We start from the raw sequence: 19,994 nt of genomic DNA, 5'->3' as shown, positions 1-19,994 counted from the left end.
CCGACTCACCCACGGATCAGCGAAGGCGCAGCGCTTTTCACGACCAACCCCGCAAAAACAAGAAGAGCGCGAGATCTCGAGGATCTCGCGCCCGGGTGGGATCGGCGGGGGAGAGAGGACCCGCCGATCCCGTTCCTGCGGGGGAACGCGCTTGCTTACTTCAGGTTCTGCGACCAGTAGGTCTCGATCTGGCGGACCAGGCTGTCCGGCAGCGGCACGTAGTCCAGCTGGCGGGCCTGGGCGTCGCCGCTCTTGTAGACCCAGCGGAAGAACTCCTGGGTGGCCTTGCCGTTGGCAGCGTTCTTCGGCTTCTTGTGCACCAGGATGAAGTTGGTGGCGGTGATCGGCCAGGACTCGGCGCCCGGGGCGTTGGTCATGACCAGGTAGAAGTCCTTGGCGCTGGCCCAGTCGGCGCTGGCGGCGGCGGCGGCGAACGAAGCGTCGCTCGGCTGCACGAACTTGCCGGCGGCATTCTTCATCGCGGTGTACGACAGCTTGTTCTGCAGCGCGTAGGACAGTTCGACGTAGCCGATGCCGCCCTTGATCTGCTTCACGTAAGCGGCAACGCCTTCGTTGCCCTTGCCACCGATGCCGGCCGGCCACTGGACCGAGGTGCCTTCACCGACCGAGCTCTTCCACTCCGGGCTGACCTTGGACAGGTAGTTGACGAAGTTGAAGGTGGTGCCCGAACCGTCCGAACGGTGCACGACGGTGATCTTGGCGCTCGGCAGGGTCAGGCCCGGGTTCAGCGCGGCGATGGCCGGGTCGTTCCAGGTCTTGATCTTGCCCAGGAAGATGTTGGCCAGCACGGTGCCGTCCAGCTTCAGCGCGCCCGGGGCGATGCCGGCCACGTTGACCACCGGCACCACGCCGCCGATCACCGACGGGAACTGCGCCAGGCCCGAAGCAGCCAGTTCTTCCGGCTTCAGCGGGGCGTCGGACGAGCCGAAATCAACGGTCTTGGCCTTGATCTGGGCGATACCACCGCCGGAGCCGATCGACTGGTAGTTGACCTTGTTGCTGGTGGCGGCGTTGTAGTCGGCCGACCACTTCGACATCACCGGGTAGATGAACGAGGCGCCCGCGCCGGTGATTTCAGCGGCGTTGGCGGCGAACACGGACGACGCTGCGAAGACGGCAACGGCAACGCGCGACTTGAAGGCGTGGATCACGGGGTGGCTCCTGGGTTGATTGGGATGCGGGGTTACCCGCCCGGTGCACATTCCATAACGGTTCGATGACAGCGCAGGGACCGTTGTATGACGCATCCATTACAGCGCTGCCCGGCGCCTGTGCAGCAGAGGCGTGAAGGAACGTCTCACCTGTTTGACCCCCTCCTATATGTCGCTGATGGCCTGCGCGGTGCACGCATGCTCCGGGCATTCCGCAGCGATCAAGGGTTCTCCGTACCGTGACCGGAGGGGGAGGTGGGCACCGCGCGGCGAGCGGCCTGCGCATCGAGGCCGATACATCACGCCATATGCCGCAAGGGATCGACAAGGATGGGGCGGCAAATGCGTCGTACGCATGACCGCGCGAAGAAACCTGTGTTTGGTGCGCAGTTTGTCATTCGACTGTCATGGTTTTAACGGAATTTTCGCAAAACGCTTGACCGGCCTGCCGGCGTGGCGTTCTGCCCAAGCCATTCCAACCCTCTGGAGAAATCCAAAATGCGTTCCCATTTGCTCGCCGCCGCGGTCGTTGCAAGCCTCGGTCTGGTTTCCGCCGACGCCTTCGCAGCTCCCGCCAGCACGGGCGTATCCCAGGCACAGCTGCAGCAGCTGCAGGCGCAGATCGCTGCTCTGCAGGCCCAGGTCCAGCAGCTGCAGAGCGACTCGCAGGCGCTGCAGGCGCAGTCCGACGCGCAGTCCGAAGTGAACATCACCCAGGCCCAGGCCCTGGAAGGTGCACAGAAGACCCAGACCAGCGTCGACAAGCTGGCCAAGCTGGTCAATGACAACAAGATCGGCGGTCGCATGTTCTTCGACCTGACCAACATCGACAAGACCAGCAACGGCAAGGACACCGCCGCCAGCGGCACCGGTCTGGACGTCAAGCGCTTCTACCTGACCGTCGACCACAAGTTCAACGACATCTGGTCGGCGAACCTGACCACCGACTTCCAGTACAGCTCGGCCATCGGTAATACCGAACTGTTCGTCAAGAAGGCTTACGTGCAGGGCAGCTTCGACCCGGCCTTCAACCTGCGCGTCGGTGCCGCCGACATGCCGTGGATCCCGTACGTCGAGAAGTTCTACGGCATGCGCTATGTCGAGAACACCCTGACCGATCGCCTGAAGTACGGCAACTCGTCCGACTGGGGCCTGCATGGCTTCGGCAACCTGGGCAACAATTTCAACTACGCCCTGTCGGTCGTGTCCGGCGCCGGTTACAAGAACCCGACCCGCAGCAAGGGCATGGACGTGGAAGGCCGCGTGGCCTACACCCCGAACGAGAACTTCGTGGTTGCCGTCGGTGGCTACAGCGGCAAGCTGGGCAAGGAAACCGACATCCAGAGCGCCGAGAACACCTACACCCGCGCCAACGCGATGGTGGCCTACGCCGACAGCAACTTCCGCGTCGGTGGCGAGTACTTCCAGGCCAAGAACCTCAACAACGTGCTGACCGTTGCCACCGACAAGACCAGCGGCTGGTCGGTGTGGGGCAGCGTGCGCGTGACCGACGGCGGCATCAACGTGTTCGGTCGTTACGATGACACCGACGTCAGCAAGACCCTGGACCCGACCCTGAGCGACAAGTACTGGAACGTCGGCGTCGAGTTCCCGGTCATGAAGAACCTCAAGCTGTCGACCGTGTACAAGTACACGCACCTGGCCAACGCCGGCGACAAGAAGAACGACAAGACCAAGGAATTCGGCGTCTGGGGCGACCTGTCGTTCTGATTACCTGAAGTACAGCGTCTGAAAAGCGAGACGGCGGGCCTGGTGCCCGCCGTCTTCGTTTCGTCACAACACGGTCCGCGTCACGTTTCGGCCGTGGTCTTGTCCTTGAACCGGCACAGGTCGGCGATCACGCAGCCCGGGCAATCCGGTTTGCGTGCCTTGCACACGTAGCGGCCGTGCAGGATCAGCCAGTGATGCGCGTCGAGCAGGAACTCGGCCGGAATCGCCTTCACCAGTTTGTCTTCCACCTCGCGCACGTTCTTGCCGGGGGCCAGCCCGGTGCGGTTGGCCACGCGGAAGATATGCGTATCCACCGCCATCACCGGCTCGCCGAACGCCGTGTTGAGCACCACGTTGGCGGTCTTGCGGCCGACGCCGGGCAGCGCTTCCAGCGCGTCGCGGTCACGTGGCACTTCGCCGCCATGCTTCTGCAGCAGGATCGCGCAGGTGGCGATCACGTTCTTCGCCTTGGCGTTGAACAGGCCGATGGTGGCGATGTACTGCTTCAGGCCGTCCTCGCCGAGCGCGAGGATCTTCGCTGGCGTATTGGCCACCGGGAACAGGCGACGCGTGGCCTTGTTGACGCCGACGTCGGTGGCCTGTGCCGACAGCGCCACCGCCACCAGCAGTTCGAAAGGTGAGCTGTACTCCAGCTCGGTCTTCGGGTGCGGATTGAGTTCGCGCAGGCGGGTGAACATTTCCACCACGTCGGCACGCGGCATCACGCCGCCACGGCGCGCCGGTGCGCGCGCGGTCTTCTTCACCGTGGCCATTACTGCTCCTTGCCGGTGGCGCGGGCCTTGGCCCGGGCGAGGATGGCCGCCGCTGCCGCGGGCAGCGCCGGCTTCACGTCCGGCGCCGGGGCCGGCGTCCGGCGTGCGTCGCGTTCGGCCTCACGGCGCGCCAGCCGCACCGCGCGGGCGCGGTAGCGTTCGCGCGCCGCCCAGGCCGCGTGCAACTGTTGCTGGGCCTGCTGCAGGCGCTGCGGCAACTCGGGGTGACCGGGCAGCAACTGTTCGTCGCCGGCACGGGCGACATAGTCCATCAGCCCGTCCTGCAGGGCGCCATCGAGATCGTCTGCCTGGACCCGGGCGAACAGCTGCGCGGGGTTGGGTCGGGATGCCATGGCGTCAGCGGTTCTGGAAGGCCGGAGGACGGCGCTGCAGGAAGGCGCTGGTGCCTTCGCGCATGTCCTCGGTGGCAAACAGCAGGCCGAACTGTGCGCTTTCGTACTCGAGCCCCGCTTCCAGGCTGCACTCGCCGCCCACGTGCACCGCATCGAGCAGGCCGCGCAGGGCCAGCGGCGCCGAACGTGCCAGCTGGCGGGCCACGTCCTGCACGCGGTTGTCCAGCGCGTCGGCGGGGACCACTTCATTGACGATGCCCAGTTCCAGCGCTCGTGCCGCATTGATCGGTGCACCCAGCAGGCACAGCTCCAGGGTGGCGGCACGGCCGCACAGGCGCAGCAGGCGCTGGCTGCCGCCGAAGCCCGGAATCAGGCCGAGATTGATTTCCGGTTGGCCGACTTTGGCGGTATCGGCGGCGATGCGCAGGTGGCAGGCCATCGCCAGCTCCAGGCCGCCGCCCAGCGCGAAACCGTTCACGCGGGCGATGACAGGCTTGGGCATGCGTTCGATCTGGCGCATCAGGCCCTGGCCGAGCAGCGAGAAATCACGTCCCTGAACCGCGCTGAGTGTGTTCATCTCCGCGATGTCGGCGCCGGCCACGAAGGCCTTGGGGCCGGCGCCGGTCAGCACCACCACGCGCACCTCCGGGTCGGCGGCGGCGGCGCTGAACGCTTCGGCCAGAGCCTGCAGGGTCGCGGCATTGAGGGCGTTGAGCTTGTCCGGGCGCTGGACGGTCACGGTGCGGATGGCGCCGTCGTCGGCGACAGCGATCAGGGCATCGGCCACGGGTAAACTCCTGGAACGTTAAAAAAAAGTGAGATTGAACTCCGCGAACGCAGACGGGTCATAGCCTGCATCGTGAGTAGCGGTTACACGTTGCGCCCGTTATCCTAACCCGTCGCCTCAGGGCGGCGCAGAACGTCCCTGAGTTACCACCCCTGGAGAACTGTTTGATGAAGTTGCGTTCTATCGCGGTCGCCGTCGCGGCCCTGGCCCTGACGGGCAATGCCTTCGCCCAGGACGTTTCGTCCGAAAAGGGCAAGCTGAGCTACTACTTCGGTTACGACTACGGCAACAACCTGGCGGAGCTGACCGGTCGCGGTGAGCAGCTGGACATCAACTCGGTGGTGAAGGGCCTGCAGGACGCCTACGCCAAGAAGCAGCCGGCGATCACCGCCGAGCAGCTGAAGCCGGCCGTTGAAGCATTCCAGAAGCGCGAGCAGGGCCGTGCCCAGGCCGCCAAGGCCGAGTACGAAAAGGCCGCTGCCGAAAACAAGACCAAGAGCGATCAGTTCATCGCGGCGAACAAGGCCAAGGCCGGCGTGCAGTCCCTGCCGAGCGGCGTCCAGTACCGCGTGATCGAAGCCGGCAAGGGCGCCAAGCCGACCCAGGCCAGCACCGTGCAGCTGGAAGTGGCCGGTCCGTTCCCGTACGGCCAGCGTCCGACCGAAGCCCGTCCGGCCCAGCAGATCCCGTCGATCAAGGTCAGCGAAGTTGAAATGAAGGCCATGCGCGAGACCCTGCTGCAGATGCCGGCAGGCTCGAAGTGGGAAGTCACCCTGCCGCCGGACCAGGCCTACGGTGCCGACCCGCGCACCCCGTTCCCGCCGAACGTGGCTGTGCAGTTCGAGATCAAGCTGGTCAGCGTCAAGTAAATCAAAGCAGTAAACGAAACGCGCCGGTGCTCCCACCGGCGCGTTTTTGTTTGCGCAATGCGCGACAGCGCGAAGCCATGCCCCCACGGTCGCGCAATGTCTGACGCGCAAATCCAGCCCATTCGCGCTACTGTTGCAGGGTGCAAACAACGGAAGAATCGGCGCGTGTTGTCGCAAGTCCCTGCATCGGAGTGTGCAAGCTGGATCCAGACCGGCAGTGCACCGGCTGCGGGCGGCATCTCGACGAGATCGCATGGTGGTCGTCGATGAGCAACGAGGAACGCAGCCGCATCCTGCATCGCGTGCAACCGCTGCGCGAACAGCTCCAGCAATCATTGCGCGGCTCGCTGGCCGACCACGAACGCCTGATGCGCGCGCTGCATCCGCTGGCCGTGCCGCCGCTTGGCGACGGCTGGAACCGCAGTGAACTGATCGACCTCCTGCCGCCGGGCCCCCCCGTGGAAGCGGCGGTGCTGGCCGGCATCGTGCCGCGTGCCAACGGCGCACAGGTGATCCTCACCCGCCGTACCGAGACCCTGCGCACCCATGGTGGCCAGGTCGGGTTCCCCGGCGGTCGCACCGAACCGGACGACCGCGATGCACTGGCCGCTGCGCTGCGCGAGAGCCAGGAAGAAATCGCGCTGGCGCCCGGCCAGGTGCAGGCGCTGGGCTATCTGGATCCCTTCGTGACAATCACCGGCTACCGGGTCACGCCGGTGGTGGCGGTGGTCGATCCGGACTTCGTGCCGGTGCCGCAACCCAGCGAAGTGGCCGAGGTGTTCGAGGTGCCGCTGGATTACCTGATGGCTGCCGACAACCTGCGCCAGGTCGAAATCAATCATCGCGGCCGCATCCGCCACGTCCTTGAATACGGCTGGCCGGGCCAGCGCATCTGGGGCGCGACCGCGGCCATTCTCTACAACCTGCGTCGCCGCCTGGAGCAAGTGCAATGAAGCCGATCGATCCGCCGTGGACCACCCTGGTCGATGTCGCCACCCTTGCCGCTGCCTTGGGCGAGGACGTGCGCGTGGTCGACGCGCGTGCAACCGCCAGCACGGCGGTGCGTGTGGTCGATGCGCGGTCATCGCTGGCCGACCCGCAGTCCGGTGGCGGCCAGTACCTTGCAGGGCACATCCCGGGTGCGGTCTACGCCGATCTCAATCGCGACCTCTCCGACCTGTCGCGCGTCGGCCATGGCCGCCATCCGCTGCCGGACAGCGACGCCTTCGCCGCGAAGCTGGGTCAATGGGGCATCGGTCCGGACACCCAGGTCGTGGTTTACGACGGCAGCGACGGCAGCATGGCCGCCGCGCGGCTGTGGTGGTTGCTGCGCCTGCTCGGCCATGGCCGGGTGGCGGTGCTCGACGGCGGCATCGCCGCCTGGCAGGCTGCCGGCCATCCGCTGGCAACGGGGCAGGAGGCGGCGGCAGCGCTGCCGGCCTATCCGGGGCGTTTCGATAGCACCCAGATCGCCAATGCCGATGAAATCTCTGCGCGGCTGAAGCACGCGCCGGGTTGGCTGGTCGACGCCCGTGCGGGCGAACGTTTCCGCGGCGACGTGGAGCCGCTGGACCCGGTCGCCGGCCACGTGCCGGGTGCGGTCAACCGGCCGTTCGCCCTGAACATCCTCGACGGCCGCCTGCGCGATGCACAGGAACTGCGCGCCGAACTGCAGGGCGTGATCGGCAATCGTGATCCGCAGCAGGTGGTGCTGATGTGCGGCTCCGGCGTGACCGCCTGCCACCTGCTGCTGGCGATGGAAGCAGCCGGGTTGTCCGGCGCACGCATCTACGCCGACTCCTGGAGCGGTTGGGTCAGCGACAGCAGCCGCCCGGTGGCGACCGGCGCCTGAGCTCGTACCCTCGCACGCATCGCGCATGAAGCAGTCGAGCATGGCTCAACTCTACAAAGGCTCGTTCCGATCGATTCGACGTTCATCCACGCATGGCGTAGATCTACCGTGTCGACCAAGGTCGACACCCACCAACAGCAGCAGAGATCTGTCGAAGGCGGACCCACCCCGCCATCCCACCGACAGCCCGCTTTTGACGTTGACGTTGCCTCTGCGGGTGCAGGGCGCAGCCCTGCCGATCAACCCACCGACTGCAGCGGCACCTTCGCCAGCACCCGTGCCCACGGGAACAGCGGCCCCGGATCCCGCTTGCGCGCCACCCGCAGCGTTGGATCGTCGCTGGCCACTACCTGCTCCAGATCCAGCTGGTCGTGCCCGGCAATCCGCCGCAGCGACGGATAGTGCGCCACCAGCGCCAGCAGCAGTTGTTCCAACGCCACCAGCTGCGCCTCGGTGTACGGCTCGTCCATCGCCTGGTGGCGGCTGTCGAACCAGTGCGGGTAGCGCCCGGTGTTGACCAGCTCGATGCCCAGCGTATGTGCGTTCATGCCGCGCACGTGGTGGGCCACCCGATCCGGTGCCACGTACTGCACCACGCGACCGTCGCGATCGATGTAGAAGTGGCCGCTGTTGCCGGCGCCACTGTCGTACAGCACGCGCTCGCCGTACTCGCGGGCCATCGCCAGGTCGGGCAGCTCGGTGCAGTGGATCACCACCATCTCCAGCGTGGCCGGGTCGCGCAGCGGCAGGCGGTCGTGGTAGGGCAGGGGCTGCAGCTGCAGGCCGGGCAGGAGCGGGTTGGGCATCCGGCGATGCTAGCATTGCGGAATGAACCTGCCTTCCCTTTCCTCGCCGGGCCGCCCGAGCGGAGCGTGCGCATGAGCCGCGGTCACTGCATCCTGTCGCACGGTTTCGAGAGCGGCCCGGACGCGACCAAGGTCACCGCACTGGCCGAGGTGGCCCAACGCCTGGGCTGGAGCCACGAACGCCCCGACTACACCGACCTGGACGCGATGAGTGAAGTCAGCCGGGTGGGCGACGTGCCGACCCGCCTGCGCCGCCTGGTCGAGCGCACCGCCCTCGCTGCCGGACAGGGGCCGGTGGTGCTGGCCGGTTCCAGCCTGGGTGCCTACATTTCCGCCATCGCTTCGCTGCAGGTGCCGGTGGCCGGCCTGTTCCTGATGGTGCCACCGACCACCATGGGCCCGATGCCGGCGCTGGACGCCGCCGCGGTGCCGACCACGGTGGTGCAGGCCTGGCACGACGAGGTGGTGCCGGCCGCCGGGGTCATCGCTTGGGCGCAGGCGCGTTCGGCGCAGCTGCTGCTGGTCGATGATGGCCACCGCCTGGAGCACCACGTGGAGGCCGCCGCGCAGGCTTTCGAGCGCCTGCTGCGGCAACTGTGAAGCCCGGGCGCACGGCGCGCCCGCCCGCTTTGACTACAATGGCAGCCCCGCCGCCCCCGGCGCGGGCCTGCTGGCCGTGCTTTCGGCCCTCCTTTCCGACCGGCTTGGCCCCTGTGCCGCGCCCGACCACCTGCGAACCGATCCCGTGAAATTCTTCGTCTCCTGCGCCAAGGGCCTGGAATACCTGCTTGCCGATGAACTGTCGGCCCTGGGCCTTGGCAGGGCCACCGCCACCATTGCCGGCGTCAACGCCGACGGCGAACTGGAGCAGGCGCTGCGGATCGTGATGTGGTCACGCCTGGCCAGCCGCGTGCTGTGGCCGATCGACGCGTTCGAGTGCCCGGACGAACAGGCGCTGTACGACGGCGTGCGTGCGCTGCCGTGGCACGAGCACATCAAGCCGGAAATGACCCTGGCGGTGGATGCGCACGTCTCCGGCGACAAGATCACGCACGCGCGCTTTGCTGCGCAGCGGATCAAGGACGCCATTGTCGACCGCATGCGCGATGAAGGCCTGGAACGCCCTTCGGTCAATACCGACCTGCCCGACGTGCGCGTGAACCTGTCGCTGCGCAAGGGCCGTGCCTCGCTGTCGATCGACCTCGGTGGCGGCTCGCTGCACCGCCGTGGCTGGCGCGGTGCCGCCCACGAGGCGCCGCTGAAGGAGAACCTGGCTGCTGCCCTGCTGCTGCGCGCGCAGTGGCCGCGCCTGCATGCCGCCGGTGGTGGCCTGCTGGACCCGATGTGCGGCAGCGGTACGCTGCTGATCGAAGGCGCGCTGATGGCGGCCGACGTCGCCCCCGGCCTGATGCGCCACGGCAGCCTGCCGCCGAGCCGCTGGCTGGGCTTCGACAAGGCCGCCTGGAAGGCGATCCAGAGCGAGGCACGTGATCGCGAAGCGGCCGGCCTGGCCGCGTTGAAGCCGGTCATCCACGGCAGCGACATCGACCCGACTGCGATCCAGGCGGCGCGCGAGAACGCCGAAGTGGCCGGCGTCGCCCATGCGATCCGCTTCACCCGCGCCGACGTGGCCGACCTGGCCGCGCCGGAACAGGAGATCGGTGCGGTGGTCTGCAATCCCCCCTACGACGAGCGCCTGGCGGCCGATCCGGCGCTGTACCGCGCGCTGGGCAATGCCCTGCAGAAGGCGGTGCCGCAGTGGCGCGCCAGCCTGCTGTGCGGCAACGACGAACTGGCCTTCGCCACCGGCCTGCGCGCCGGCAAGAAGTACCAGATGTTCAACGGTGCGCTGGAATGCGCGCTGATTGTCTGCGACCCGATCGCCGTGCCGGGCCGCGACCCGGCGCAGCCGCGCGAATTGAGCGAAGGTGCGCAGATGGTGGCCAACCGCCTGCGCAAGAACCTGAAGAAGTTCAAGAGCTGGCGCGCCCGCGAGGACATCACCTGCTTCCGCGCCTACGATGCCGACCTGCCGGAATACGCGGCGGCCATCGACGTCTACGAGGAAGACGGTGGCCAGCGCCGCACCTTCCTGCACGTGCAGGAATACGCGGCACCGGCGGCGATTCCGGAAAACGACGTGCGCCGTCGCCGCAACGAACTGCTGGCCGCTGCGCGGGAAGTGTTCGGCGTGCCACCGGAACAGGTGTCGATGAAATCGCGCGAGCGTGGCAAGGGCGGCAGCAAGTACGGCCGCTTCGAACAGCGCGACGAGTTCATCGTGGTGCGTGAGAACAACGCGCTGCTGCAGGTGAACCTGTTCGATTACCTGGATACCGGCCTGTTCCTCGACCATCGCCCGCTGCGGCGGATGATGGCCGAGCAGGTGCGCGGCAAGCGCTTCCTCAATCTGTTCTGCTACACCGGCGTGGCCAGCGTGCAGGCGGCGGTGGCCGGCGCGGCCAGCACCACCAGCGTCGACCTGTCGGCCACCTACCTGCAGTGGTGCTACGACAACCTGGCGTTGAACGGGCAGGGCGGCAACCAGCACCTGCTGGTGCAGGCCGACGCCATGGCGTGGCTGGAAGGCGACCGCGGCCAGTACGACGTGATCTTCTGTGATCCGCCGACCTTCTCCAACTCCGCGCGCGCCGACGACTTCGACGTGCAGCGTGAACAGCTGAAGCTGCTGCGCGCCGCAGTGGCACGACTGGCGCCGGGCGGCGTGCTGTACTTCTCCAACAACTTCCGCCGTTTCAAGCTGGAAGAGAACGCCATCGCCGAGTTCGCCCAGTGCCGAGAGATCACCGCGCGCACCATCGGCCGGGATTTCGAGCGCAACGCGCGCATCCACCGCGCGTGGGAATTGAAGCGGTTGGGGTAAGCCCGGTAGTGCCGGCCGCTGGCCGGCATTACCCCTCCCCATCAGTAGATCCACGCCATGCGTGAATGGTTGTTCAGTAGATCCACGCCATGCGTGGATGAGTGTTCAGTAGATCCACGCCATGCGTGGATGAGTGTTCAGTAGATCCACGCCATGCGTGGATGAGTGTTCAGTAGATCCACGCCACGCGTGGATGGAGGCTACAGCACCGCCACCAGCAGCCCGGCCACGGGCAGCGCGATCGCCAGCGCGGCGATCCACTTCGGCCGGTACGGGTACAACCCGAACGACAACACCGCGCCGCCCAGGGTCATCGTGCCCAGCCACAGTACCGGGCCCATGGCCCAACCGTGGTCGGCCACGCACAGCGCGAACGCCACCGCCAGCAGGGCCCAGCCCAGCACCCGCCATTGCGTGCGCCGTGCTGGCGAGGCAGCCGCATTGCCATGCAGGTCGTGCTGGTGCTTTTCCATCGCCAGCGATAGCGCGGTGAACGCAGAGAACGACAGCGCCAATGCCAGCAGCATCATGCGCTGGCCTCCGCTTCAACAGCTTCCGCAGCATCAACCGGAGCCTTGGGCGCTGCCGCCGCCGCGGCACGCTTTTTCTTCTCGGCGGCAGACAGCGGCGGCGTCCAGCGCTGCATGCGCCAGCCGCACAATGCCAGCATCGCGCCGAACGCGATCATCGACAGGTCGACGCCAGCCAGCACCCAGTCACCATTGCGCAGGGTCACGCCCAGATGCGCGTGCGTGGTCAGCGCGTTGACCACCGGCACCAGCGCGAACGCGGCGGCGCCCAGGTACAGCTGCCACGCCCACATCATCCGTTTCGGCCAGACGAAGGCGGCCAGCAGTGCCGTGCCCCAGGCGTAGAAAAACACGTTGGCCTCGGCGCTGGAGCGTTCGGCGATGTCCAGCGGCAGCAGGCGGTTGCCCCAGAAGTAGGCGGCGAACGCGATCGGCAGGCCCGCCACGGTGCCGATGTTCAGAGCGTCGACCAGGCGCAGGCCGAAGCCGACGCGGCCGCTCTTGGCGTGCTTCGGCCGTTCCTTCACTGCCCACAGCACCACGCCGCTGGCCACCATCAGGCAGCCGACCAGGCCGGACAGGAAGAACAGTGCGCGCAGGCCCCAGTCGGCGAAGCGGGCCAGGTGCAGGCCATACAGCACGCCACGGGTGGCGGTGGCACCACCGGAGGGCGGCGTCTCTTCCAGCAGCGTGCCGTTGACCATGTCGTAGCGCACGGCCGGGGTGTCGGTGGACAGGCGCTTGCCGTCGCGCTGGCGGATGTCGATCATCGCATTGGCTGCGCCCGGGTTGGACACGGTGAAGCCGGCCACTTCCACGCCATGCCAGTGCGCACGCGCGCTGTCCAGCAGCTGCGCGATCGGCAGCGGCGTGGCACGTCCCTCGGCCGGCGCGGTCACCTCCGGCATGCCGCCGAAGGCTTCGCTGAAGAACTTGTCCTCGTCCTGCGGGTAGGCCACCTTCACCCCCCAGGGCAGGTACATGATCATCAGGGTGACGATGCCGGTGTAGGTGATCATCGCGTGGTAGGGCAGTGCCATCACCGCGCTGACGTTGTGGAAATCCAGCCACGACCGCAGGCCCTTGTCCTTGCGGAAGGTGAAGAAGTCCTTGAAGATTTTCTTGTGGGTGATGACGCCGGTGATGATCGCCACCAGCATGAACATCGCGCAGAAGCCGACCAGGTAGCGCGCCCACAGTACCGGGATGTAATGCAGGTCGAAGTGCAGGCGGTAGAAGAAATCTCCGCCACGCGTCTCGCGCGCCTTCAGGGCCTGGCCGGTGTTCGGGTCCAGCGTGGCATCACCAAAGCCACCGCGACGGCCACGGCTGGGATCGGCCAGCTCCGGCGGCAGCCGCCAGAACATCTGCATGGCCGGGTTGCGCGGTTGCGGCAGGGTGACGAACCAGTTCTCGGCCTGGCTGGCGTTGGCCTGCAGGTAGTCCACCGCGCGCTGCGCGGCCACGTCGATGCTGACCTTGTTGGCCGGCAGCTCAGGGCGCATCCAGCGGCTGATTTCCTCGCGGTAGTAGCTGGCGGTGCCGGCCATGAAGATCAGCAGCAGCAACCAGCCGACCAGCAGGCCGGTCCAGGTGTGCAGCCAGGCCATCGACTGGCGGAATCCATTCTTCATGCCCAGGCCCCCAGCAGGCGCGCGACGGCGGCCATCAGCAGGGTCGGAGCGAGAATGCCGACCCAGGCGCGCAGCGCACTACGGGTGGCAAACGCCCACAGCGCGGCGCAGGCGGCGACCAGGATGGCCAGCAGCATGCCGGTCAGCACGGTCTGCCCGCGCGCGCCAGGCAGCGCGACCGCGCAGAACACGCTGGTCACCGAAGCCAGCGCGTAGCCGCCGAAGATCGCGGCCAGCGAGCGTGACAGCACGCCCCAGCGCGGGTTGGAGAAGAAGGTGCGGGGGCTGGCGGTTGCGGGCGAGCGGTCCACGGCGTTCCTGCTGGTTTCAGTGGGAGAAGGCCGGCGCACCGAAGCGCGCCGGGGTTGGCCATCCGTGGCCGGTCGCCGGTCGCAGAACCGGCGCCATCCATCAGGGTCAGAGCTTCCAGCGCAGCGTCACGGTGACGTTGCGCGGTTCGCCCCAGTACACGCCGTTGTAGAAACCGACGTTGTTGAAGTACTTCTTGTCCAGCAGGTTGTTGATGTTCAGCTGGGCGCTGAAGTTCTCGTTGAAGCGGTAGCCGCCGGCGAGGTTGACCAGGTAGAACGCGTCCTGGGTGATGTTGGCCTTGCTGCGATCGGGCTTGGTGCTGGTGCTCCAGATGCGGCTCTGCCAGGTCACGCCACCGCCCAGCCAGAAGCGGCCATCGATACCGCCGGGGCGCCAGCTGGTGTTGAGCCGGAAGGTGTCCTGCGGAGCGGTAGTCCGTTGCAGCACGCCGTCCTTGTTGCGGATGACGGTATGCGCGAAGCCGGCCGAGACGTTCCACTGCTCTCCGATGCTGCCCTGGCTCTCGATTTCCCAGCCCTTGACCTTGTTGCCCTTGCCGGTGGAGCGGTAGGCCTGGCCGCCATCGGGCAGAGAATTCACCGGCACCGAATCGTCGATCTCGGCGACGTTGTCCTGCTTGCCTTCGAACACGGCGGCGGAGGCATTGAGCAGGCCACCGAAGAACTCGGCCTTGACGCCCGCTTCGTACATGTCGCCGACCACCGGCTCCAGGTAGTTGCCATTGCGGTCGCGATAGTTCTGGGGCTTGAAGATGTCGGTGTAGCTGACATAGCCGCTGAAGATCGAATTGAAGTTGTAGACCAGGCCGGCATACGGGGTGAGCATATCGTCCGGCCGGTAGCCGGTGCGCGTGGTGCTGTTGCGGTTGCCGTTGGCGTCGTAGCCATAGGCCCACTTGCGGGTTTCCCAGCTGCCATAGCGGGCGCCCACCACGGCCAGCAACGGGTCGGCCAGGCGCAGGCGGGCCGCCACATAGGCGGCGCGCTGGCGCAGCTCGTCCTGCGACGACAGGCGACCCAGGCGGGTCACCGGAAGTACCGGCACCTCGCCGGTCCAGTGGCGCCAGTCGGGCACCTGCGAGTAGCCCGGTGCGCTGGAATCGAATGACATCGCCTCCGATTCGCCCTTGCGCACCGCTTGGCCCAGCCCGAACACCAGTTCGTGCTCGCGGCCGAACAGCTGAAACGGGCCACCGACATTGACGTCGAACACGTCCATCGTGCTGTGCTCGTTGAAGTGCGAAATGTAGGCGGTCACGCCGGTACCGTCGGCGCGCGGGTAGCCGGCCGCGCCGTACCAGACGCTGCCATCGGTATCGCGCACGGCGTGGCTGACGTTGCCCTTCACCGACCAGCCGTTGCCCAACTGCTGCTCCAGGCGCGCGAAGCTGGTCTTTTCCACGATCGGCCAGGCGCTCCACGAGGCCGACAGATTGGTCGAGCGTGGCAGGTTGGCCGGCGCGCCATCGGCGCCCCAGTACGGCACCACGCCCCAGGTCACGCCGGTGGTGTGCGGCGACTGGTACTCGTAGCCCACCTCGAACAGCGTGCTGTCACTCAGGTCGGCCTGCACGATGCCGTAGAACACGTCCTTGTCCAGCGCATAGACATCACGGAACGAATCGCTCTGCTGCTTGGCCGCGACCACGCGCGCACGGATGCGGCCGTCCCAGGCCAAGGGGCCGCCGAGGTCGGCTTCCAGGCGATGATTGCCCCAGCGGCCGAGGGTCAGGTTGGCACCCATCTGGAAAGTGTCGGTCGGCCGCTTGCGGATCATGCTGATGGTGCCGGACGGATCACCCGCGCCGGTGGTCAGGCCGGTGGCGCCGCGGATCACTTCGATGCGCTCGTAGATCACGTTGTCGGTGTTGGTCTTGATCGAGCCACCGAAGGTGTTGAGCATCCCGTCGATCTGGAAGTTGTCGATGGTGTAGCCGCGCGAGACATAATTGATGCGCTCGCTGTCGGTGACCGACACGCTGACGCCCGTCACCTGGCCCATCACGTCCGACAGCGAGAACAGGCCCATGTCATCCAGGCGCTGGCGGGTAACCACCGTCACCGACTGTGGCGTCTCGCGCAGTGACAGGTCGAGCTTGGTCGCGGTGCGCGCGCCTTTCACCGTATAGCTGCCGGGCATCTCGCCATCGGCAGTCACCTTCACCGTGTCCAGCGTGCGCGCGGAAGGATCGGCAGTGCCGTCGGCGTGGGCCAGCGGGGCGATCATCAATGCAGTCACGGCCAGGGCCAACACGGTGGGACGGGGGGAGTTCAGCGGCATTGCCATCGGTGCGATTCCATGCAGGACGAATCAGGCGATGGAATGCGCAGGTACAGTCGCCATGCGCTCCGCGCACGTCGCCCAGCGAGCCCCATCGACGGTGCGCCACCCGCGCAGTGCGGGTGACCCGGTAGTCGGGGGATGTACACGGGCGAAGGGGCGGGTGGGTACGTGCGTCCGTGCCCCGCTTGGCTAAGCGTACAACCGATTGGCAAATGATAGGCATTCGCATTTCGTTAATCAAGCGTGACGACTGCGGCCGGTGGATCGAGGCGCGCGTTCAGAACCGGAAGATCACCGTCGCCGCGTGCAGCAGCAGGCCAATCAGCCCGCCCACCAGGGTGCCGTTGAAGCGGATGAACTGCAGATCGCGGCCCACGCTCAGTTCCAGCTGCTCGACCAGGTGGCGCTCATCCCAGCCCTTCACGGTCTGTGCGATATGCGTGGTCACGCCCTCGCGCAGGCGCCCGGTCAGCCGCTGCGCGCCTTCCAGCAGGTGCTGGTTCAGTGCCTCGCGCAGGGCGGGGTCGGCCTGCAGGCTGCTGCCCAGCGAAGCCAGGCTGCGCTGTAGATGGCCGACCAGTGCGGAGTCGTCGCGCTGCAGGTCGGCACGCAGGCTGGCATGGATGCGCGCCCACAGCCCCTGCACGTACTCCTGCAGGGCGGGGTGGTCGATCATTTCCTGCTTGAGCTGTTCGACGCGTTCGGCCAGCGCCGGATCTTCGCGCAGGCGCTGCACGTAGGCCTGCAGCCAGCGCTCATAGTCCTGACGCAGCGGATGCTCCGGCTCGGCCAGCACCTGCTGCAGTTCTTCCAGCACCGCGCGCGCCAGGCGCTCGGCCAGGCTGTCGCCGATCTCGTCGATCGGCTTGACCCAGTTCACCGTGCTCGACAGCGTCGGCCATTCGCGCTGGATGTAGCGCACGATCAGCTGCGAGGCGCGCTCCTTCACTTCCGCCTGCTCCAGCCAACGCCCCAGCCGCTGCAGGCCCTCGTCCAGCACGCGCTGGTGGCGGCCATCGGCGGTCAGCAGCGCCAGTAGTTCACCGGCGGTTGCGGCCGCATTCCACTGCCGCAGCTGTTGCACCACGAAACCGTGCAGCTGCCGGCGCACAGCGGTCTCGTCGAAGAAATCCAGTGCCTGCAACGCCCAGCCGCGCGCCATGTCGGCCAGCATCCGCGAACGCGCCGGATCGGCCAGCCAGCTGCCCAGGCGGCTGGCCGGATCGAACACCTGCAGCTTGGCCAACAGCACGCCTGGTTCCAGGAACTGGTCGCGCACGAACAGCGCCAGGCTGTCACCGATGCGTTCCTTGCTGCGCGGGATGATCGCGGTGTGCGGAATGGGCAGTCCTATCGGCCGCCGGAACAGCGCGACGACGGCGAACCAGTCGGCCAGCGCACCTACGGCGGCGGCCTCGCAGAAGGCGGAGACCCAGGCCCAGATGCCACGTTCGCCCTGCCAGTGGCTGACCGCGAATCCGGCCAGCATCAACAGCAGCAGGCCCAGTGCGAGGGCTTTCAGGCGCCGCAGCTGTGCGCGGCGCGGATCGTTGGCAGGCGTCATGCCGGAAGTCTACCTGCCAATGGATGAGCACCGGGTAGTGCCGGCCGCTGGCCGGCATCCGCACGCACCCGGAACGTTCATGAGGTTGCCGGCCAGCGGCCGGCACTACCTGCTGGTTCAGAGCGCTTCGAGTTGCTTGCGCAGCGCGGCCAGCTGCGCGCGCAGGGTGTCGTTCTCGCGGGTCAGCGCGACGATGCGGCGACGCAGCGCCGGTGCGTCCTCGCCCAGCTGCTCCAGGGCCGACAGCACGTCGGCGTCGCGGCTGGCGATCGCGTCCTCATCCGGCTCCTCGAAGTCCATCTCGGCCGAGTCCGGCTTCGGGGCACGCGGCTTGCGCTTGGACTCGCGCACGCGCTTGGCGGCCTGCTTCAGTTCATCCTTGCCACCGGCGGCGGCGGCGCGCTGTTCTTCCTCGGGCAGGTCGGCCACGGCCGCGGCGGCGCTGATCGAAATCACGCCGGCCTTCACCGCTTCCACCACTTCGGCCGCGGCCTGGGCGTGGATGCGCTCGATCATGCCGACCTGGCTGGTGCTCAGCTTGGCTTCGCGGGCCAGCTCGGCGCGGCTGATCTTCGGCGCCGGTTCCCACGGCGGGCTGTCTTCGCCGGCGTCCTCGACGATCTCGGCGCTGCCGTCGCTCTCGCGCTGCAGCTGCGCCTGCTCGACCTGCTTGCGGGCAGCCAGGATGTCGCGCTTGCGCAGCGCCAGCACGCCGCGCTGGAAGTCCGAAACGCTGCGACGGCCCAGGTGCTGCTCGATCATCCACAGGTGCACGTCTTCCATGCTCTGGAAGCGGGTGTTCTGCACGGTGTTGAACGGCAGGCCGTGCTTCTGGCAGATGCCGAAGCGGTTGTGGCCGTCGACCAGCACATCGCCCCACAGCACCAGCGCATCGCGGCAGCCCTCGGCCAGGATGCTGCGCTCCAGCGCGTCATGTTCGTCCGCAGTCAGCGGGTCGATATAGGCCTTGAGTTCTTCTTTGACGACGATATCCATGGGCACGGCAGCGAGCAGGAGCGGAACCGCCCATTGTACCTGCTCGCCACCGCCGGCCCGGGCTCAGGCGGTGGCCCGGATCATCTCGCCGAGGATGCCGGTGATCTGGTCGATCTGCGGCTTGTCCACGATCAATGGCGGCGACAACGCGATGATGTCGCCGGTACAGCGCACCAGCAGCCGGCCGTCGTGGAAGCAGCGGCGGAACACCTCGTAGCCGCGGCTGCCGGGGGTGTCGCGGCGTGGCGCCAGCTCCACCGCACCGACCAGCCCGAAGTTGCGGATATCGATCACGTTGGGCAGCCCCTGCAGGGCGTGCAACCGCTCCTGCCAGTATTCACCCAGCTCGATGGCGCGCTCGAACAGGCGCTCCTCGGCATAGACCTGCAGCGTGGCCAGCGCCGCTGCGCAGGCCAGCGGATGGCCCGAATAGGTGTAGCCGTGGAACAGCTCGATGGCCTGCGGGGGCGCCTGCATCAACGCGGCATGCACGGCATCACTGGCCAGCACGCCGCCCAGCGGCACCGCACCGTTGCTGACCGCCTTGGCGAAGGTCAGCAGGTCCGGAGTGACCCCGAAACGCTGTGCGGCAAAGGGCATGCCGACCCGGCCGAAGCCGGTGATCACTTCGTCGAACACCAGCAGGATGCCGTGGTGGTCGCACAGCTCGCGCAGCCGCTGCAGATAACCCGGTGCGGGCAGGATCACCCCGGCCGAACCGGCGATGGGTTCAACGAACACCGCGGCAATGGTCGAGGCATCGTGCAGCGCGATCAGCCGTTCCAGGTCATCGGCCAGCTCCGCGCCCTGGCGTGGCAGGCCCTTGCTGAACGCATTGCGCTGCAGGTCCAGGGTGTGGCGCAGATAGTCCACGCCGCCCAGCTGCAGGCCGAATGCCCTGCGGTTGTTGGGCAGGCCGCCCAGTGCCATGCCACCGAAGCCGACGCCGTGGTAGGCCTTCTCGCGGCTGATGAAGCGCGTGCGCTGGCCTTCGCCGCGCTGGCGGTGATAGGCCAGCGCGATCTTCATCGCGGTGTCCACCGCCTCGGACCCTGAGATGGTGAAGAACACATGGTTGAGCGCGGCCGGCGCCAGTGCGGCGAGCCGCTGCGCCAGTGCGAAGGCCGGCGGCGAGCCCATCTGGAAGGCCGGTGAATAGTCGAGCGTGCGGGCCTGCTCGACGATGGCCTCGACGATGCGTGGCCGCGCGTGGCCGGCGTTGCAGCACCACAGGCCGGCGGTGCCGTCGAGGATCGGGCGGCCGTCGACATCTTCGTAGTGCATGCCCTCGGCGCGCACCAGCAGGCGCGGCGCCGCCTTGTACTGGCGATTGGCGGTGAACGGCATCCAGTACGCGTCCAGGGATTCCGGGCGCTGGGTGGCCAGGTCGTGCAGGTCGCTTTCGGGACGCTTCATGCCAGCTCCAT

The 19,994-nt window shown here is 67.4% G+C and carries 18 protein-coding genes; 6 read left to right on the top strand and 12 right to left on the bottom strand.

Annotation, left to right across the window (positions count from 1 at the left end; all coding sequences use genetic code 11):
- Positions 1 to 155 precede the first annotated feature (155 nt).
- Complete coding sequence (pstS, locus tag SSKA14_RS17090; protein ID WP_008267138.1) at positions 156 to 1,172, bottom strand: phosphate ABC transporter substrate-binding protein PstS; 1,017 nt, start codon at positions 1,170 to 1,172, stop codon at positions 156 to 158.
- 498 nt (positions 1,173 to 1,670) lie between these two features.
- Here pstS and SSKA14_RS17085 point away from each other — a divergent pair, with 498 nt between their 5' ends.
- Positions 1,671 to 2,903, top strand: coding sequence for a porin (locus SSKA14_RS17085; protein WP_006428639.1), 1,233 nt, complete (start codon positions 1,671 to 1,673; stop codon positions 2,901 to 2,903).
- Between the two features lie 80 nt (positions 2,904 to 2,983).
- On the opposite strand, the gene nth is transcribed toward SSKA14_RS17085, so the two are convergent.
- Genes nth through SSKA14_RS17070 form a run of 3 tightly spaced genes read right to left on the bottom strand, consistent with a single transcriptional unit; the run spans position 2,984 to position 4,816 of the window.
- On the bottom strand, positions 2,984 to 3,676 hold the full coding sequence (nth, locus tag SSKA14_RS17080; protein WP_008265122.1) for an endonuclease III: 693 nt from the start codon (positions 3,674 to 3,676) through the stop codon (positions 2,984 to 2,986).
- Entirely contained in the window at positions 3,676 to 4,029 is a 354-nt protein-coding gene (locus tag SSKA14_RS17075) for a hypothetical protein (protein ID WP_008267356.1), read from the bottom strand. The genes nth and SSKA14_RS17075 overlap by 1 nt, the downstream gene beginning before the upstream one ends.
- Before the next feature lie 4 nt (positions 4,030 to 4,033).
- Positions 4,034 to 4,816, bottom strand: coding sequence for an enoyl-CoA hydratase-related protein (locus SSKA14_RS17070; protein WP_006428681.1), 783 nt, complete (start codon positions 4,814 to 4,816; stop codon positions 4,034 to 4,036).
- A 167-nt stretch (positions 4,817 to 4,983) separates the two neighbouring features.
- Here SSKA14_RS17070 and SSKA14_RS17065 point away from each other — a divergent pair, with 167 nt between their 5' ends.
- From SSKA14_RS17065 to SSKA14_RS17055, 3 genes are all read left to right on the top strand, one after another.
- Complete coding sequence (locus SSKA14_RS17065; RefSeq protein ID WP_005408797.1) at positions 4,984 to 5,685, top strand: FKBP-type peptidyl-prolyl cis-trans isomerase N-terminal domain-containing protein; 702 nt, start codon at positions 4,984 to 4,986, stop codon at positions 5,683 to 5,685.
- A 140-nt stretch (positions 5,686 to 5,825) separates the two neighbouring features.
- Positions 5,826 to 6,638 carry a CoA pyrophosphatase gene (locus tag SSKA14_RS17060; protein ID WP_040008251.1) on the top strand — a complete coding sequence of 271 codons (813 nt, stop codon included), beginning with the start codon at positions 5,826 to 5,828 and terminating at the stop codon, positions 6,636 to 6,638.
- Positions 6,635 to 7,537 (top strand): sulfurtransferase, encoded by a 903-nt coding sequence (locus SSKA14_RS17055; RefSeq protein ID WP_008267183.1) that lies wholly within the window; start codon positions 6,635 to 6,637, stop codon positions 7,535 to 7,537. The genes SSKA14_RS17060 and SSKA14_RS17055 overlap by 4 nt, the downstream gene beginning before the upstream one ends.
- A 239-nt stretch (positions 7,538 to 7,776) precedes the next feature.
- On the opposite strand, the gene SSKA14_RS17050 is transcribed toward SSKA14_RS17055, so the two are convergent.
- Positions 7,777 to 8,343, bottom strand: a complete 567-nt coding sequence (locus SSKA14_RS17050) for an N-acetylmuramoyl-L-alanine amidase (protein ID WP_008267514.1) — start codon at positions 8,341 to 8,343, stop codon at positions 7,777 to 7,779.
- Positions 8,344 to 8,415: 72 nt separating this feature from the next.
- Here SSKA14_RS17050 and SSKA14_RS17045 point away from each other — a divergent pair, with 72 nt between their 5' ends.
- On the top strand, positions 8,416 to 8,943 hold the full coding sequence (locus tag SSKA14_RS17045) for an alpha/beta hydrolase (protein ID WP_040008248.1): 528 nt from the start codon (positions 8,416 to 8,418) through the stop codon (positions 8,941 to 8,943).
- 145 nt (positions 8,944 to 9,088) lie between these two features.
- Positions 9,089 to 11,227, top strand: a complete 2,139-nt coding sequence (gene rlmKL, locus SSKA14_RS17040) for a bifunctional 23S rRNA (guanine(2069)-N(7))-methyltransferase RlmK/23S rRNA (guanine(2445)-N(2))-methyltransferase RlmL (protein ID WP_008267540.1) — start codon at positions 9,089 to 9,091, stop codon at positions 11,225 to 11,227.
- Between the two features lie 200 nt (positions 11,228 to 11,427).
- Here the strand turns inward: rlmKL and SSKA14_RS17035 are convergent, their stop codons facing one another.
- From SSKA14_RS17035 to SSKA14_RS17005, 7 genes are all read right to left on the bottom strand, one after another.
- On the bottom strand, positions 11,428 to 11,757 hold the full coding sequence (locus SSKA14_RS17035; RefSeq protein WP_008266161.1) for a DUF3325 domain-containing protein: 330 nt from the start codon (positions 11,755 to 11,757) through the stop codon (positions 11,428 to 11,430).
- Positions 11,754 to 13,391 carry a PepSY-associated TM helix domain-containing protein gene (locus SSKA14_RS17030; protein WP_008266024.1) on the bottom strand — a complete coding sequence of 546 codons (1,638 nt, stop codon included), beginning with the start codon at positions 13,389 to 13,391 and terminating at the stop codon, positions 11,754 to 11,756. Before SSKA14_RS17030 ends, SSKA14_RS17035 begins: the two co-directional genes overlap by 4 nt.
- On the bottom strand, positions 13,388 to 13,702 hold the full coding sequence (locus SSKA14_RS17025; RefSeq protein WP_008264584.1) for a DUF3649 domain-containing protein: 315 nt from the start codon (positions 13,700 to 13,702) through the stop codon (positions 13,388 to 13,390). The genes SSKA14_RS17030 and SSKA14_RS17025 overlap by 4 nt, the downstream gene beginning before the upstream one ends.
- 106 nt (positions 13,703 to 13,808) lie before the next feature.
- Positions 13,809 to 16,010 carry a TonB-dependent siderophore receptor gene (locus tag SSKA14_RS17020; RefSeq protein ID WP_008266527.1) on the bottom strand — a complete coding sequence of 734 codons (2,202 nt, stop codon included), beginning with the start codon at positions 16,008 to 16,010 and terminating at the stop codon, positions 13,809 to 13,811.
- A gap of 274 nt (positions 16,011 to 16,284) precedes the next feature.
- A complete protein-coding gene (locus SSKA14_RS17015; protein ID WP_008267307.1) occupies positions 16,285 to 17,571 on the bottom strand; it encodes a DUF445 family protein in 1,287 nt (428 codons plus the stop codon).
- A 117-nt stretch (positions 17,572 to 17,688) separates the two neighbouring features.
- Positions 17,689 to 18,567: a hypothetical protein gene (locus SSKA14_RS17010; protein ID WP_008267781.1), complete on the bottom strand. Its 879-nt coding sequence runs from the start codon at positions 18,565 to 18,567 to the stop codon at positions 17,689 to 17,691.
- Between the two features lie 63 nt (positions 18,568 to 18,630).
- On the bottom strand, positions 18,631 to 19,983 hold the full coding sequence (locus SSKA14_RS17005; RefSeq protein WP_040008241.1) for an aspartate aminotransferase family protein: 1,353 nt from the start codon (positions 19,981 to 19,983) through the stop codon (positions 18,631 to 18,633).
- Between the last annotated feature and the right edge of the window lie 11 nt (positions 19,984 to 19,994).

It is taken from the genome of Stenotrophomonas sp. SKA14, assembly GCF_000158575.1.
In the GTDB taxonomy this organism is placed as follows: domain Bacteria; phylum Pseudomonadota; class Gammaproteobacteria; order Xanthomonadales; family Xanthomonadaceae; genus Stenotrophomonas; species Stenotrophomonas forensis.
Note: the sequence above shows the minus strand (reverse complement) of the source record. Positions and strands in the feature narration are given on the sequence as shown.

What these genes read in the sequence shown, in the direction of transcription:
- SSKA14_RS17010 (WP_008267781.1), bottom strand. Translation starts at nt 18,567, where the DNA reads ATGGATATCGTCGTCAAAGAAGAACTCAAGGCCTATATCGACCCGCTG.
- SSKA14_RS17030 (WP_008266024.1), bottom strand. Translation starts at nt 13,391, where the DNA reads ATGAAGAATGGATTCCGCCAGTCGATGGCCTGGCTGCACACCTGGACC.
- SSKA14_RS17015 (WP_008267307.1), bottom strand. Translation starts at nt 17,571, where the DNA reads ATGACGCCTGCCAACGATCCGCGCCGCGCACAGCTGCGGCGCCTGAAA.
- SSKA14_RS17020 (WP_008266527.1), bottom strand. Translation starts at nt 16,010, where the DNA reads ATGGCAATGCCGCTGAACTCCCCCCGTCCCACCGTGTTGGCCCTGGCC.
- nth (WP_008265122.1), bottom strand. Translation starts at nt 3,676, where the DNA reads ATGGCCACGGTGAAGAAGACCGCGCGCGCACCGGCGCGCCGTGGCGGC.
- SSKA14_RS17005 (WP_040008241.1), bottom strand. Translation starts at nt 19,983, where the DNA reads ATGAAGCGTCCCGAAAGCGACCTGCACGACCTGGCCACCCAGCGCCCG.
- SSKA14_RS17050 (WP_008267514.1), bottom strand. Translation starts at nt 8,343, where the DNA reads ATGCCCAACCCGCTCCTGCCCGGCCTGCAGCTGCAGCCCCTGCCCTAC.
- SSKA14_RS17035 (WP_008266161.1), bottom strand. Translation starts at nt 11,757, where the DNA reads ATGATGCTGCTGGCATTGGCGCTGTCGTTCTCTGCGTTCACCGCGCTA.
- SSKA14_RS17045 (WP_040008248.1), top strand. Translation starts at nt 8,416, where the DNA reads ATGAGCCGCGGTCACTGCATCCTGTCGCACGGTTTCGAGAGCGGCCCG.
- SSKA14_RS17055 (WP_008267183.1), top strand. Translation starts at nt 6,635, where the DNA reads ATGAAGCCGATCGATCCGCCGTGGACCACCCTGGTCGATGTCGCCACC.
- SSKA14_RS17085 (WP_006428639.1), top strand. Translation starts at nt 1,671, where the DNA reads ATGCGTTCCCATTTGCTCGCCGCCGCGGTCGTTGCAAGCCTCGGTCTG.
- SSKA14_RS17075 (WP_008267356.1), bottom strand. Translation starts at nt 4,029, where the DNA reads ATGGCATCCCGACCCAACCCCGCGCAGCTGTTCGCCCGGGTCCAGGCA.
- SSKA14_RS17065 (WP_005408797.1), top strand. Translation starts at nt 4,984, where the DNA reads ATGAAGTTGCGTTCTATCGCGGTCGCCGTCGCGGCCCTGGCCCTGACG.